Genomic DNA, 14,843 nt, shown 5'->3' on the forward strand with positions numbered 1-14,843 from the left:
TATATTTTCACTCGTATTCAAAATTAACCTCTCCAATCTTGGACGATATTTCCGTCACGAATTACAATTTGACGTGCTGCAGCTTCCCCGATTTCACGGTCATGGGTAATCATAATGATTGTTGAGCCTTGTTTATTTAATTCGTAAAAGAGGTCCATAATTTGTGTACTTGTTTTCGTATCAAGTGCTCCCGTCGGTTCATCGGCTAAAATGAATTTCGGGTTATTTACGATTGCGCGGGCAACGGCGACACGTTGCTTTTGACCACCGGATAATTCGTTCGGTAAGTGAGTAGCGCGATCAGCTAAACCGACTTTTGTTAAAGCGGCTAATGAGCGCTCGCGTCTTTCTTTTTTATCGACTCCAGCGTAAATAAGAGGTAGTTCTACATTTTGAAGCGCTGTAAGTCTCGGTAATAACATGAAGTTTTGGAATACGAATCCGATCTCTTTATTACGTACGTGTGCAAGTTCTGTTTCAGTCATGTTTGAAATATTTTGACCGGCTAGTTCGTACGTACCTGTCGTCGGTTTATCTAAGCAACCGATAATGTTCATTAGTGTTGATTTACCAGAACCAGAAGGTCCCATAATTGAAGTGAATTCTCCTTGGTTCAGTGTTACGTCAATTCCGTGTAATATTTGAACGGACTCTGCACCATTTTGGAAGGATTTCGTGATGCCTTTTAAGTTAATCACTGGGCGACAACCTCCATACCATCTTTTAAGTCTTTTTCAGGTTTAGAGATAATTTCCTCTCCTTTTTTCACTCCAGAAACTTTTGCTTCGCTATCAGTCTCGAATTCAACAGTAACTGCTTGTTCTTTCGCCTTACCGTCTTTTACAACGAAGACAACATTTTTGTCACCTTTTTTCACGATACTGCTTTTCGGAACAATTGTACCAGTTGCTTCGCCAGATTTACTTGTTACGTAAACGTGGAAGCCGTTTTGTAATTCGTCACTATTATCTAATGTGACAGTGAATTGATAGTTAGAAACAGTTTTATTTTCATCCATGCTCTTTAATGGTGTAGAACCGATTTCTGTTACTTTTCCTGTCCAAGTCTTACCAGCGACAGTTTTTGATGAAACAGTTACTTCTTGCCCAACTTTCATACTAGCAAGCTCATATTCAGAAATTTGACCTTTTACTTTAAATTGACCAGCGTGACGAAGAGTAATTCCGCTCATACCTGTTTTTTCGTCAGCAGTTTTTACGATATCATCAATTACGCCATCAGCAGGACTTGTTACAGAAAGATTGTTTACTTTCTCTTTTGCTGCTTTAATCATTTCATCAGCTTTTTCAACTTCAAACTTTTTCATTTCAATTTGTGATTCTAATTGCCCAACTTCGGCTTCTGATGCTTTTAATGCTTCAGCAGGAAGGCCTGCATTTTTATCTTTTTGTAATTTTTGTTTCGCTACATCAATTTGTTTTTGGAGCAACGTTACTTCTTTTTGTGCGATTTTCTTTTGCATTTCTGCTTCTGTTACACCTTGTTTCGCAGTCGGATCATTGTATTTAAATAGAAGCTGACCTTTTTTCACTTCATCGCCTTTTTTCACAGCTAATTCATATGTTCCTTTTGTTGGATCGAATGAAATAGTTTCAATTCCATTTGGAATAACTTCGCCACCAAATTTTTGCGCGTTTTGGATTTGTTTTTCGGTTACTTTATATCCGCTATATGCCATTGCTACATCTGAACCGCCACCAGCAAATGCAAAGTATGATCCAGCTGCAATTCCGATTGCTACTACACTAGTAATTAACACTTTATTTTTCTTCTTCATCTATTTATCACCTTTTCGTTCGTTTTAGTATCTACATTAAGTATAGAAGAGGTAAAGAATCTGACAAATCGTTTTAGCTTACAATAACCTTACAGTTTTGTAAGGTATGAATATGTAAATGTAAGGTAGAGGTTGTCCTAGTGTAAGCAAATGAATTGACTCGTCGTTTCTTTCTTACAATAATATTGTATGGAGGAAAGGAGGAAGGAAGATGGAAGCTTATTTTAGCGCACACCCATTAAAACCATTTATTCCATACTCAAGGCAACATGCCCTTATATTATTTATTATGTTGGTGGGGATATTTTTTCTGTATCAATACCAAGATGTATTACGTCAAAGTGAGTGGAATATAACGGTTCGATATGCAATTGCATTTTTATTTATAGGTAGTGAAATTGGGCTTCATATGTGGGAGTGGAAAGCGGGGATTTTTGAGCTAGCTACTTCATTACCGTTTGAATTATGTACGATTAGTTTATTATTAGCGTCGATTATGATCGTAACGAAAAGTTACCGCATATATGAGATTGTATTTTTCACGGGAATTATTGGTGCATCACAAGCTATTTTAACGCCAAACTTGCAGTATGCTTTTCCGCATTTTCGTTTCATTGAATATTTTAGCGCGCATATATTGCTCATTTGGACACCACTCTTTATGACTTGGGTGGAAGGCTATAGACCGACCTTGCAATCTATTAAGCGTACGATGATATTTTTAAACATATTGATTCCGCTTGTTTCGTTTGTGAATTATAAAACAGGCGGTAATTATATGTTTTTAGCTCATAAGCCAGAAACAGCTTCATTACTCGATATGTTAGGACCGCATCCTTACTATATTATTTCATTAGAACTCGCAGCGCTTATTGGGTGTTTTATTTTGTATATGCCGTTTGCAAAAAGAGAAAGGCATGCGCATAAAGAATCACTAGGATCATAACCTAGTGATTTTTTATGTTTGAATATTTACAATTCAGAAAATTAAGAATAAAATTAGAGAGTAAAATATAAAGAAAGAGAAGGGAAAATGTGGTCAAAAAAGTTTTTCTGAATGGGATGGAAGTGACAATTCAATTTATTATTTCGATTTTGGGGATTATTATGTTAGGGGCTCTGCCGAAATTGTTTTATGGATTTAAGCTGGATGTATCAAAGTACATACAGAGTTTAAAAGAAGTGTTTGTGAACTTAATGGATATTTCCAATTTGCAATATGTGAAAGGTAAATTTTTATTTCCGCAGCTGTTCGTCCATTATAAAGAAACGATTATTATTTTTTTAGCTGCTTTTTTTATTTCATTATTTGTAGCATTTTGTATTGTTTATGTAATTATGAGTAGTTCACCGCGTATACAACATCGAATTAAATCATTTCTTATCTTCCTAGAATCTATTCCAGATATCCTTCTTATTTTAGTATCACAAATTTTAGTTATATGGTTTTTTAAACAAACAGGTTTTTTACCTTTTCAAATTGCTTCAATTGGAGGCGAGTCAATTAGAGGATTGCCGATACTTTGTTTAAGCATCCCGACTACGATTATGTTTGTAAAAATGGTCGTGCTTCGTTTTGAAAATGAACTAGAAAAAGATTATGTACTATTTGCTAAGGCGAAAGGGCTGGGGCGCTTTCATATTTTAAATCGTCATATTTTACGAAATGTGTTGCTTAGTACATTATTCTTTGCGAAAACGAATATCTTTTTTATGTTATCTAATTTATATATTATAGAATGGATTTTTAATATGGGTGGTATTTTTATGTTTTTGAAATCTTATTTTGGTATTAGAGTTGAGGTTTTCATCGTTAGTGTGCTTCTTATATATATTCCGATTTTTATTTTATTTAAATTGTTTCATTATCTCATTCCGGCTGCGATGAAGGAGAGATTATAATATGTGGACGTATATAAAACGTGATAAAAGATTTTGGATAAGCATTGGGTTTCTTCTCCTATTAGTTCTTTTGAGCATCGGAAATACGTTATGGAATGATGGACATATTAGACAAGTTACATTGCAATATGATGCGGATGAAAATCCACAAGTGCCACCGTTTTCACCTTCATTCCAATTTTTACTCGGGACAGATCGGAAAGGATACGACCTTTTACATTTAGTTATTGAAGGCGCGAAGTGGACGATTGGTATATCTATTTTAATTGCGGCACTTAGAATGGTAATAGGTGTGTTTTTCGGTGTCGTACTCGGAACGTATATAAAAAGAGGATTTTCAAAAATTGAGGCTTTCTTTGATAGTTTTACAGTTATTCCGACAGTTATGATTGCGTACTTTTTTCTTCAATCTGCAAATGCATTTGGAAGCGGGGAGGAAACAACAACCTTTTTTGAAAGGGCTTCGTTTCAAGTTGTCTTACTTGTAATGCTTGTAATGCCAGTTATTGCACTGTATGTTGCGAAGGAAGTTCGTAAATTGCGAACGGAGGAATTTGTTGATGCCGCACGCATATTAGGTGGATCGAGAAGACATATTGTTATAAAGCATCTTTTCCCGCACCTTTATATGACGTTTATACTTGTATTTTTTCAGCAGTTTACGCAGACTCTTACTATTTTACTGCACTTAGGGTTACTAGAAATATTCTTTGGCGGAACGGTTAAGTTTTTAGGACCGATAGAAGAAATAGAATCTTACACACATGAATGGTCAGGGCTAATTGGAGTCTATTTTAGATCTTTAACAGTGCATCCATGGATTCCTCTCGTCCCAATTACATTTTTCGGGCTTACCATTTTTTCAGGAAATATGATTGTAAAAAGTCTAGAAGAGGCGATGTTGAAAGTTCGATTAGGGGGAGAGATAAAGAAGGAAGTTGTAGAAGAGGAACAATCTGCTGTACAGTCAAAGGAAGAGTTGTTTACGTTTAAACATACGATGTGAAGAGAAAAAGAAGCAAGCATGGATTTCATGCTTGCTTCTTTTTACTTTGCAGAAACTTCACCTTCAGCTTCTGTTTGCGGAATAAAGTATCCGATTATACCACCAATTATTGCTGGAACGATCCAGCCGATTCCTAAGTTATAAAAAGGAATCGTGTGTACGATATTAGCGATAAAACTTGGTATCATTCCCACATTATCAAGTGCATGAATACAGCTAATAATGAATGCTGCGATCATTGCTCCGATGTAGACAGAAGGTTTACGTTTCGTATATTTATCGATAAATGATACGAAAATTAAAATGATTGTAATTGGGTACAAAATAATTAATACAGGTAGTGTGATTTTAATTAATAAGCTTAATCCTAAGTTTGAAATAACGAAACTAAAGATACAAACGTATAGTACGAGCTTTTTGTAAGAAACATTTGTTAATACTGTTGCGAAATAGTTGGCGAATGCACTTACAACACCAATTGCTGTTGTTAAACAAGCGAAGATAATGGCGATACTTAATAAAACATTACCGCTTGTCCCAAAGAATTGGTACATAACAGTTGCTAATAGTTGACCACCGTTCTCGAATTGTCCCAAGTTTCCGTTTGAAGCTCCGATATAACCGAGTAAGAAGTAAACAATTGTTAAGAATAGAGCAGCGATACTTCCGCAAATGATTGTATATTTCGCGATAGATTTCTTCTCTTGTATACCGTTTTGACGAATTGCATTTACAACAATTGTTGATAGTACGAGAGCGCCAATTGCATCTAACGTTAAAAATCCTTCAAGAAATCCTTTGAAAAACGGGATGTCTTTATAGTCACCGATAGGCTCTGCAAACGTTCCTGGTGAAAGAATCGCTTTTGTTGCCATAATTGCAATAATTACAAGTAAAATTGGCGTTAATATTTTACCAATATGATCTACTAGCTTGGATGGATTTAATGATAAGAAGTAAACGACTGTAAAGAAAATCGCACTAAAAACTAACATAGAATACCATTGATCTGGGAAAAGTGGTGCAATCCCAATTTCATAAGATACAGATCCAGTTCGTGGAATAACAAATAGTGGGCCGATTGAAAGATAAATAATGATAGCGAATACTGCTGCGAATTTTGGATGAACACGGCTCGCTAAAGTGTTAAAACTACCACCAGCAAGGGCAACAGCAACGATAGCAAGTAAAGATAAACCGACGTCTGTAATAATAAACCCTGTAATGGAAACCCACATATTTTCTCCGGAAGAAAGGCCAAGAAGGGGCGGGAAAATCATATTACCAGCACCGAAGAAAACTGCGAAGAGTAATAAACTAATCGAAAGTATTTGCGCTGGTTTCAAAGTTGTACGCATATAAAGAAAATCCTCCTAATGAGTATTTTTGTCGAAAATTCAAATAATTTGTCGAGTAACTGTTATTATTTTAAAGGTCTGATGACTAGAAAGCAATAGGGAATTTTGAAAAAATTAAAAAATAATGCATTAAATCGAATAAATATACTATTTGTATGTTTAATAGGAAGGATTTAACTTTTAACGTAAAAAAAACACATATCGCTAGGATACGTGTATTAAAAATATATTTTTCTATCGCGTTCTTCTTTTAAAATTTCAACCGCTTCTCGGAAACGTTGTGAATGGACAATTTCTCGTTCGCGTAAAAAGCGTAAACTGTCATTTATGTCGGGATCGTCAGATTGGTTGATAAGCCATTGATATGTGGCACGCGCTTTTTCTTCAGCCGCAATATCTTCGTATAGGTCGGCAATTGGATCACCTTTAGCTTGTATATAGGTTGCAGTAAATGGAACACCAGCTGCGTTATGGTAATGAAGTGCGCTGTCATGATCGACGTAATGAGGGTCGAGACCAGCTGCCTTCATCTGTTCAGGAGTCGCATCTTTTGTCAGCTTATAAACCATTGTAGCAATCATTTCAAGATGCGCAAATTCTTCTGTACCAATATCGGTAAGGAGGCCAATGACTTTATCCGGGATTGTATAACGCTGATTTAAGTAACGTAGTGCAGCAGCTAATTCTCCATCTGCACCACCGTATTGCTCAATTAATAATTTTGCAAGTGCTGGATTACAAGTGCCTACTTTAACAGGGTATTGTAATTTTTTTTCATAAATCCACATAGTTTCTCTCCTTTATATTTGCCATGGCCAAGGACCTTTGCTCCATTCCCAAGGGGCATTAGAATAGCTATTTCCATACTGTTGAAGCGGTCCATATTTTTCTTCCATCTGTTGTTTTAATACTCTTCGTTTATAGGAAAAATCATTAAATTGGTTAATAGCTGCTGTATCGTCTGGGTGGGTGTCTAAGTAAAGGGTTAGTTCAACTAATACAAAGTCTAATTCTTGGAGATTCTCTAAAAGTCGATAATACTCTTCTGGTAGTGGCTGGTTCACGTCAGTAGTCACCGCCCTTTTTTATAAGGATTTTCGTAATAATCATAAAAGATAGGCCATAAGGTTCCTTTTTGTAGTGCTTCTTTCGGTGAGAATTGTGGTAAATTTGGCGGTTGAAAACCTAAATATAAATTAGGAGGGGTAGAGTAATATTTTTTACCAATAGGAGGACAAGGATCTTGAGGACTATGATATGGCACATATGATTTCATATATTTATCCATTAATAAACCTCCCTATATTCTTCATCACTACGTATTGTATTCAGACATAATAGGCCTTTATGACACATATAAAAAAGTAATAGGTACGGGGGGAATGAATGTGGAGAATGTGAAACAATTCATTGTATTGGAAGTGAAAAACTTAAAGGAAACTTTGTATTTTTATGAAGGGATTTTAGGAATCAAGCCTAGTTTAGAAAGACCCCAATTAGATGTAACAGGGGTTTGGTATGATGCTGATTCAATGAGAGTTAGTTTTGTAATGAATCGTAGTTTGGGTGGGCGTGAGAAGAGTGTTACGGATTCGGTTGATGTACTAATGTTTTCAATTTCTAACATAGAGAACTTAAAGAAGAGGTTAGTGTTTTATAAAATTGCATATACAGAAAACAAAAGTGAGAAGAGTATTGTAGTACAAGACCCAGATGGATATAAAATTCAAGTGATAGAGAAGGACGAATAAACGGAGGGGATTTAGTGGAGAGGAATTATGAAGAAAGTGCATTGTTTGAGCATCAATTTTGGCTAAAGGTGCTTACTGATCATTCGCAATTTTTACTTGATGCATTAGCTCCGAAGGAAAAAGAGGATATAAAAAAGGCCACTTATTTTGTTGAAACATTTACGAATCTGTTAAATAAAGTTCGTAATGTGAATCTCATTGCGTTTTCAAAAGAGGCAGAACGAGCCGCAAAGGAAATACGAACGTTTAAATTAAGTATTATACAGAAACAACTCGAGGGAAAAATCACTATTCATTTTACGCCAACTTTCATCAATCATATGGTAAACGAAGTAGAAGAGTATATAACAGTGTTAGAATTTTTAAATAAAGGAGAAGTTCCGCCTGTTTTTCATGAATTACATTATCATCTCGTTTGGTTAACGGATGCGGCTGGCCATGCAGGGTCTATTTCTGGTGGATTAGATCTTGTTGAAAAAAGATTAAAAGAGAAAAGCGAAGAATTTACGAAGCACTTTGAACAATTTTATTTAAAGGCAGTTGAAATGACGGGGTATTTACGGACAGAGCTTCATCATTTTCCTGCATTAAAGAAGTTTACAAAAGATGTTTCACTTGAGTTAAAATTATTTTCGCATTTTCTCCATGAGGTCGAAGAGATGGAGTTATCGAATGAAATATTAAGTGCGTTATCTGCTAGAATGGCGGATCATATGGCAAGAGAAGAATGTTATTACTTATTAAAATTAGCACAATCGTCTGGACTTGAGATGCCAAAATGTAATCCGCTTTAAAGAAAAAAGAGGTCAATTTTATTTGGCCTCTTTTTCTGCTTTATTTTCTCTTTTTATTTTTGCTTGTTCAATACTTGCCTGTAATGTCTCCATAATATTGATGATGTTTGGAGTTGGAGAGATTGTTTCGGTTTTTTCCTGTTGTTCAATTTTGTTTTCGATTAGTTCGGTAAGGGCTTCTTTATACTCATCTGTATACATCTCTTGTTCAAAAGGATTTGTAAGATGGTGGATTAAATTGATTGCTGCTGTGAGTTCTTGTTTTTGAATCGGATAATTTTCGTTACTTGGTAAGTTAGGTGTATTTGTTATATCGCGAATTTCATTAGGGTAGTGAATAGTTTGTAATATAAGCCCATCTTCAAAGTTACGGATAATAGCTAAATGTTGTTTTTTTCTAATGGAAATATGGATAAGACCAAGTTTATTCGTACGTTCAAGTGCTTCTTTTAATAATAAATATGATTTTTCATGTCCTGAGGTAGGGCCTATAAAATAAGAACGATCGTAGAGAACAGAATCAATTTCGTTATTTTGGATAAAAGATATAATACGAATAGATCTTGGTTCGTGAGCTTTTTGCAACTCAGCTAGTTCTTTTTCATCCATAATAATGTACTTATGAGGTGCGTATTCATAGGCTTTTACAATATCTTTATCATCAATTTCTTCATCCGTACAATCAGGAGCAAATTTTTTATATTTAATAGGTGTTAAGCATTCTTTATGAAGACTTAAAAATTTTATATCGTTTTCTTCTACGGCACTGTATAGTTTGATTCCTATATTTAATAGTCCAAGTGAAAGGGCACCTTTCCATACGGTATGCAAATGAAGCCTCTCCTTTCATTCAAAAATGATTATGTATATTATGAGATAGTAAGAAATTTCCTATACGTTTTTTGTTTTTACGGAATGTTAAGCAGGAGGATGTGGGATATAAAATATATTGACAAGCCCTCCAAAATATTTTAATGTGATTGTATAAAATTGTGTATATAAAGGGGAGTAACTTATTACAGTAAAGTCGTCATTACAGGGAGAAACCCTCGGCTTTATTGGCAACGTTTCGTTGTTAGTGAGACCTTTACCAGCAATGGTAAAGGCCCCTTATTGTCTTTTTTAGGACCCTTACCATGTTTGGTAGGGGCCTTTTTGTATACAAAGAGAGGAGATATAAAAATGAAAAAACTTATTAGTAGATTAAGAGTTGTATTTCATGTTCGCCGATTTGTTCCATTCCTATTTGACTTTTTCACTTCAAAAGAGGTTTCAATAAAGAAGAAAATTTTATCTATTGCGTTTTTAGTTGGTTATGTTGCGATGCCGCTCGATTTAATTCCAGACTTCTTACCGTTTATCGGTATTTTAGATGATATTGGAATTGTATTATTTATTTTGAACCGAATTGTAAAAATGGCGCCAGTTCAATTACAAGAAAAGCATAACGTAAACGTAGGATAGGAGTTGGGGTAGAAAATATGGAGCAAATTATTTTAGATATAATCGAGTTTTTAAAGCAATTTTCTTATTTTGGAGTTGTGTTAGCATTAACGTTTGAATTTATTCCAGCAGAAGTAGTTTTGCCCATGGTTGGTTATTGGGTGTACGAGGGAGATATGAATTTTTGGCTTGCTGTATTAGCCGGAACCCTCGGCGGAACGACAGGACCTTTAACGTTATATGCACTCGGTTATTACGGTGGTCGTCCTCTATTAATAAAATACGGGAAATACTTCTTCATTAAAGAAGAACAAATTCAAAAAGCAGATGATTTCTTTGAGAAATATGGACCGGTTGTAGCATTTGTTGGACGCTTTGTGCCAGGAGTTCGAACGCTTATTTCTGTTCCATGTGGTATGGCGAAAATGAACATATGGAAATTTAGCATATATACATTTGTAGCAATGTTCCCGTTAACGACTTTGTATGTTTATTTTGGAATGAAATTAGGTCCACATTGGGAAAAGGCAGCGGACGTTGTTGGACAATATATGCTACCAATATTAGGAGGCGTTATTCTTATCGTTGCTAGTATCTTTGTCTATAAATATATGAAGAAAAGAAATAAAACGGAATCTATTTAGTCATTTGAATATTTTTTGAAAATAGATGAATAGTACAGGCAAAAGACCCTGAGGGACATACACATATAGGGAATATAAAAGAGAGAGGGGAAACAACTATGTCTTGTGAGTGCTCAGGGTCAGCATTAACTTGTTGTCCAGATAAAAATTATGTGCAAGATAAAGTGTGTAGTCCGTGGTCTGCTACTGTAGTTGCAACAGCAATTGATAATGTTCTCTATACAAATAATATTAACCAAAACGTAATTGGTACTGGCTTTGTTAAATATGATGTTGGACCAGGCCCAATTACTGTAGAGGTACTTGATTCTGCTGGGGGTACAATTGATACACAAACATTAAACCCAGGAACGAGTATTGCTTTTACGTATCGCCGCTTTGATAGTATACAAGTTGTGTTACCTGCAACACCTGCTGGAACGTATCAGGGAGAATTTTGTATTACAACACGTTATCCACTTTCATAGCAGAATAGGAGAGGATTGAAATGGGAATGAGAAGTTCCAGTTTGTCTTGTTGTTCTAATAAAACACTTGTGCAAGACCAAGTATGTACAGACTGGTCTATTACAGGTGCTGGTACTCAAATTGTATATACAAATAATATCACGCAAGAAGTATATGGTTCAGGTTACGTGAAGTATGATGTAGGTGCCAACCCGATTACAGTTGATTTTTTAGTAGGTGCAACAGTGGTTGATACAATTACTGTACAACCACAAAGTAGTGGTACTTTCACTGTCCGAATTACTACGACAGGAACGACTGTTAATCAAGGAGAGTTTTGTATTACAGTACGTTATCCAATCTCATAAAAAGCATACCGTGAACGGTATGCTTTTTATATTAAGGAAATAATGAAATTGGTATTCTATAAGCAACATGTAAATTCGCAACAGTACTTGCCTTCTAAATATAGTGAAGGATTACTTGTTATATTGATAATATTGATCGACTGTAGGTCTTTTCCTGTGTACGATATTGTATTACCAGGAAACACAGTGAAAATATTGGTTACTGTTCCAACGATTTGAATTGTAATTGCTTCGGTGCTGCTAGTACTATTGTAAACCGAGACAGTACCTGATATAAGTAGTATCCCATCACTTTGCCATAGTATCATTGATTGTGATGCATCTTTGGCAGATGGGATGGTGTTATTAGTTATGAGGAAGTTCCCTGCAAATTCATTTGTTACTCGCTCGCAATTTGGATTTGGAGGAGGGGGCGGTGGACAAGGGTCTGGACAAATAATAGATAAAGGAGCGAAACAGCCGATATTTTTTTATTCTTCAATATACCCCCTCCTTTTAAGTTGTCTTTTATTACTATTAAATGTAAAAGCATGGCCGATGTGTTAAAAAAAGAAGGAAATATTAAAAATTAAGATTGTCTAATAGGTTTAAACCTTAACTTATCATTAGTGTTATAGAAAAGATTATATGTGAATAGTCATAGGAAAAGAATGATCAGACTCTTTTAGACAAAAGGTGGTTGTATACAATAGTACGAGTAATGTTGGACTTAATTTCTAATTAACTGTATATTTACAAAAATCTAATAAAGTTCATTTGTTATTTAAACGACATTAACATGTATTAGATAAAATAGCCCTTGTAATGAATCAATTATTATGAGGAGGATTCACGTGGACAGAAATGCTTTAAGAAAAGTAAAAGGCCTTATTGGATTATTAATGTTTTTTGTATTAGCATTCGCATCATTTCCATGGAGTACATCAGTCAAGGCGGAAGAGAAAAAGCAAGAAAAGGCATCAAGAAAAGGCATCAAGAAAAGGCATCAAGAAAAGGCATCAAGTGAGAAGAAGATAGTTTTTCCAGTTGTAAGTGATGTGCATATTAAAAACAGTGGAACAGATGATACGTTTCGCTGGAAAAGAGCGATTGAACAGTTTAATACACTAGCACCAAAGCAAGATGCATTTGTTATTGTAGGTGATTTCACAGATACAGGATCAGTGCAGCAATATGATCGTTTCATGCAAGTGTATAATGAAAATGCAAATAAAGATGCCGTGAGAATGAATTCTCTTGGTAACCATGATTATTGGAACGGTTTATCTGTAGAGGGCGCACAGAAGCGTTTCTTAGAAAAAACAGGTATGGAATCAATTTATTATCATAAAGTGGTAAAAGGTTATCACTTCCTTGTTATGTCTCCAGAGAATGGAACAACTCATGGCTATTATTCGGACAAGCAAATTAATTGGTTAAAAGAAGAAATGGCAAAAGCGCAAAAAGATGATCCAGAAAAACCGATTTTTGTATTTTTACATCAACACATTAAAGAGACAGTATACGGTAGTCATGAATGGGGAACACAAGATAGCGCAAAAATTAATGCAGTATTAAAAGAATACCCACAAGTTATTACGTTTTCAGGTCATTCACATTATCCATTAGATGATCCGAGATCGATACATCAAAAAGACTTTACATCAGTTGGTACATCTTCAGTAAGTTATATGGAAGTTGAAGGTGGTAAAGTACAAGGGAATATCCCGCCAGGAGCTAGTACGTTAAGCCAAGGTTTATTAGTAGAAGTAGATGATAAAGAAGTAACGATTAATCGTCGTGATTTCCATACGAATTCTTGGACAGGCGAGCCTTGGAAAATTAAATTACCAGCAAAGAAAGAAACATTTACACATGTAGAAGATCGTGATAAAGAAAAGCCATACTTTGCTAAGGATGCAAAGCTTGCTGTATCAAATGTAACAGACAATGCGGCAACAGTAACATTCCCACAAGCATTGGACAACCTCCTTGTTCACTCTTACCGTGTGCAGGCTAGAGATAAGCAAACGGGTGAAATAAAAAATAAATTGTTAGCATTCTCAGAGTTTTATCGTGATCCAGTGCCGAAAGATCTTACGTTTACGCTTGCGGGGTTAGATGGCGGGAAAACATATACACTTGAAGTCGTTGCAATTGATTCGTTTGGTAATGAAAGTGTGCAGCCGTTAACGGCAGAAATTACTACGAAAAAAGATGATATTGATCCGAATGTAAAAGTGCCAAAGGCTGATGTTTTTGATGTGAATTTTGCAGATGGTACATTTAAAGACAATTCACCATTTGGAACAAAAGGTGATGTGAAGGGCAATGTGACTATTGAATATGATAAAGCATTGAAAAAGAATGTTATGAAGTTAAACGGACAATCTAATACATTTGGATACCTTCCATTTTCAGCAGCACAAAAAGAGAAAGTAGCAAATACATTTACGTTAGAAACGGTATTTTCAATGAATCAAATCCGTGGACAAGGTATTTTGCAAAATACAGAGAGCGGCGGAATTGGATTTGAGTCTACAGGAAGTGGATATGTTGAATTATGGGCTCACATTGGTGGCAGCTATAAACGTGTTGGAGTTCAATTAGAAGCGAACAAAACGTATCATTTAACAGGAACGTATAACGGAAGTGAAGTAGCTATTTATGTCGATGGTAAAAAAGTAAATAGCCAACCAGCTACAGGGAAAGTGTATCATCCAAATGTACCATTTGCACTTGGAGCGGATCCTGATAGCAATGGAAATGGTGGCATTCCGTTAAATGGACAAATCGCGCTTGCGAAATTATATAGTAAAGCGTTAAGTTCTTCAGAAGTATTAGCAGCGTACAATGAGTTTTCTAACCGTACGAAATTAGAGCAAGTGAACGCGTTATATGAAGAGCTTGGAAAAGGGAAAGAAGTGTTAGCTGGTACGTATGAGTTTGGTGATAAGCCAGGTCAATATTCAAAGGAAGCATTTCAAGAACTAGAGAAAAGCTATAATAATGCAAAACAAGTGTTTGAAAATGTAGGGAGCACGGGAGAGCAAATCGTTCAAACATATAACGAATTAAAAACAGCTAATGTAACATTTGTACAATCTAAAGTAGTAGAACAACCGAAAACACCGAAAGAAAAATTACAAATCAATATTGAATCTGCAAAAGTAGTAGTGAAAAAAGCGCAAGATGCAAATATAACGGACGGTTCAGTGAAAGCACTGAGTCAAAAAATTACAGTGGCCGAAGCTGTAGTGAAAGATGTAAAAGTAAAAGATACACAGGTAGAAACAATGAATCGTACATTAGAGTATACGATTTCACTCGTTGAAAAAAGCATAAACAAATAAG

The 14,843-nt window shown here is 35.3% G+C and carries 18 protein-coding genes; 10 read left to right on the forward strand and 8 right to left on the reverse strand.

Translation table 11 applies throughout. The features are described from left to right. Window positions 1–23: 23 nt before the first annotated feature. Window positions 24–698 carry an ABC transporter ATP-binding protein gene (locus tag AC3WVZ_RS02325; protein WP_000609104.1) on the reverse strand — a complete coding sequence of 225 codons (675 nt, stop codon included), beginning with the start codon at window positions 696–698 and terminating at the stop codon, window positions 24–26. Beyond that, window positions 695–1,798, reverse strand: a complete 1,104-nt coding sequence (locus AC3WVZ_RS02330) for an efflux RND transporter periplasmic adaptor subunit (RefSeq protein ID WP_000728807.1) — start codon at window positions 1,796–1,798, stop codon at window positions 695–697. Before AC3WVZ_RS02330 ends, AC3WVZ_RS02325 begins: the two co-directional genes overlap by 4 nt. A 211-nt stretch (window positions 1,799–2,009) precedes the next feature. On the opposite strand from AC3WVZ_RS02330, the gene AC3WVZ_RS02335 reads away from it, so the two are divergent. From AC3WVZ_RS02335 to AC3WVZ_RS02345, 3 genes are all read left to right on the forward strand, one after another. Continuing rightward, window positions 2,010–2,744, forward strand: coding sequence for a YwaF family protein (locus tag AC3WVZ_RS02335; protein WP_233935955.1), 735 nt, complete (start codon window positions 2,010–2,012; stop codon window positions 2,742–2,744). Between the two features lie 89 nt (window positions 2,745–2,833). Then, complete coding sequence (locus AC3WVZ_RS02340) at window positions 2,834–3,700, forward strand: ABC transporter permease subunit (protein WP_233935957.1); 867 nt, start codon at window positions 2,834–2,836, stop codon at window positions 3,698–3,700. 1 nt (window position 3,701) lies between these two features. Next, window positions 3,702–4,706: an ABC transporter permease gene (locus AC3WVZ_RS02345; protein WP_000269966.1), complete on the forward strand. Its 1,005-nt coding sequence runs from the start codon at window positions 3,702–3,704 to the stop codon at window positions 4,704–4,706. Between the two features lie 41 nt (window positions 4,707–4,747). Here AC3WVZ_RS02345 and brnQ2 read toward each other — a convergent pair whose 3' ends face one another. The 4 genes from brnQ2 to AC3WVZ_RS02365 form a co-directional block, all read right to left on the reverse strand. Continuing rightward, on the reverse strand, window positions 4,748–6,064 hold the full coding sequence (gene brnQ2 / locus AC3WVZ_RS02350; protein ID WP_001260934.1) for a branched-chain amino acid transport system II carrier protein BrnQ2: 1,317 nt from the start codon (window positions 6,062–6,064) through the stop codon (window positions 4,748–4,750). Window positions 6,065–6,282: 218 nt separating this feature from the next. Further along, a complete protein-coding gene (cotJC, locus tag AC3WVZ_RS02355; RefSeq protein WP_000265278.1) occupies window positions 6,283–6,852 on the reverse strand; it encodes a spore coat protein CotJC in 570 nt (189 codons plus the stop codon). Window positions 6,853–6,864: 12 nt separating this feature from the next. Beyond that, complete coding sequence (cotJB, locus tag AC3WVZ_RS02360) at window positions 6,865–7,128, reverse strand: spore coat protein CotJB (RefSeq protein ID WP_001075543.1); 264 nt, start codon at window positions 7,126–7,128, stop codon at window positions 6,865–6,867. An 8-nt stretch (window positions 7,129–7,136) separates the two neighbouring features. After that, window positions 7,137–7,352, reverse strand: coding sequence for a spore coat associated protein CotJA (locus AC3WVZ_RS02365; RefSeq protein WP_000362187.1), 216 nt, complete (start codon window positions 7,350–7,352; stop codon window positions 7,137–7,139). Between the two features lie 34 nt (window positions 7,353–7,386). On the opposite strand from AC3WVZ_RS02365, the gene AC3WVZ_RS02370 reads away from it, so the two are divergent. Then, window positions 7,387–7,815, forward strand: coding sequence for a VOC family protein (locus AC3WVZ_RS02370; protein ID WP_162837398.1), 429 nt, complete (start codon window positions 7,387–7,389; stop codon window positions 7,813–7,815). 14 nt (window positions 7,816–7,829) lie between these two features. After that, window positions 7,830–8,609, forward strand: coding sequence for a DUF2935 domain-containing protein (locus tag AC3WVZ_RS02375; protein ID WP_233935959.1), 780 nt, complete (start codon window positions 7,830–7,832; stop codon window positions 8,607–8,609). Window positions 8,610–8,627: 18 nt separating this feature from the next. Here AC3WVZ_RS02375 and ku read toward each other — a convergent pair whose 3' ends face one another. Beyond that, window positions 8,628–9,440 (reverse strand): non-homologous end joining protein Ku, encoded by an 813-nt coding sequence (gene ku / locus AC3WVZ_RS02380; protein ID WP_000557737.1) that lies wholly within the window; start codon window positions 9,438–9,440, stop codon window positions 8,628–8,630. Window positions 9,441–9,791: 351 nt separating this feature from the next. Between ku and AC3WVZ_RS02385 the strand changes: the two genes are divergently transcribed. The 4 genes from AC3WVZ_RS02385 to AC3WVZ_RS02400 all read left to right on the forward strand — a co-directional run bounded on the left by AC3WVZ_RS02385 (window position 9,792) and on the right by AC3WVZ_RS02400 (window position 11,510). Further along, window positions 9,792–10,073 (forward strand): YkvA family protein, encoded by a 282-nt coding sequence (locus AC3WVZ_RS02385; RefSeq protein WP_000733844.1) that lies wholly within the window; start codon window positions 9,792–9,794, stop codon window positions 10,071–10,073. Window positions 10,074–10,090: 17 nt separating this feature from the next. Next, window positions 10,091–10,696, forward strand: a complete 606-nt coding sequence (locus AC3WVZ_RS02390; protein WP_000435017.1) for a DedA family protein — start codon at window positions 10,091–10,093, stop codon at window positions 10,694–10,696. Window positions 10,697–10,794: 98 nt separating this feature from the next. Next, window positions 10,795–11,163 carry a DUF3992 domain-containing protein gene (locus AC3WVZ_RS02395; RefSeq protein ID WP_001277537.1) on the forward strand — a complete coding sequence of 123 codons (369 nt, stop codon included), beginning with the start codon at window positions 10,795–10,797 and terminating at the stop codon, window positions 11,161–11,163. 20 nt (window positions 11,164–11,183) lie between these two features. Beyond that, on the forward strand, window positions 11,184–11,510 hold the full coding sequence (locus AC3WVZ_RS02400) for a DUF3992 domain-containing protein (RefSeq protein ID WP_098223099.1): 327 nt from the start codon (window positions 11,184–11,186) through the stop codon (window positions 11,508–11,510). Between the two features lie 56 nt (window positions 11,511–11,566). Here AC3WVZ_RS02400 and AC3WVZ_RS02405 read toward each other — a convergent pair whose 3' ends face one another. Beyond that, entirely contained in the window at window positions 11,567–11,974 is a 408-nt protein-coding gene (locus tag AC3WVZ_RS02405; protein ID WP_233936548.1) for an S-Ena type endospore appendage, read from the reverse strand. A gap of 369 nt (window positions 11,975–12,343) precedes the next feature. Here AC3WVZ_RS02405 and AC3WVZ_RS02410 point away from each other — a divergent pair, with 369 nt between their 5' ends. Continuing rightward, the gene (locus AC3WVZ_RS02410; RefSeq protein ID WP_233935960.1) at window positions 12,344–14,842 is read left to right on the forward strand and encodes a LamG-like jellyroll fold domain-containing protein; all 2,499 of its coding nucleotides are present in this window, start codon (window positions 12,344–12,346) and stop codon (window positions 14,840–14,842) included. Window position 14,843: the final 1 nt, after the last annotated feature.

It is taken from the genome of Bacillus sp. CPT56D-587-MTF (assembly GCF_058792335.1).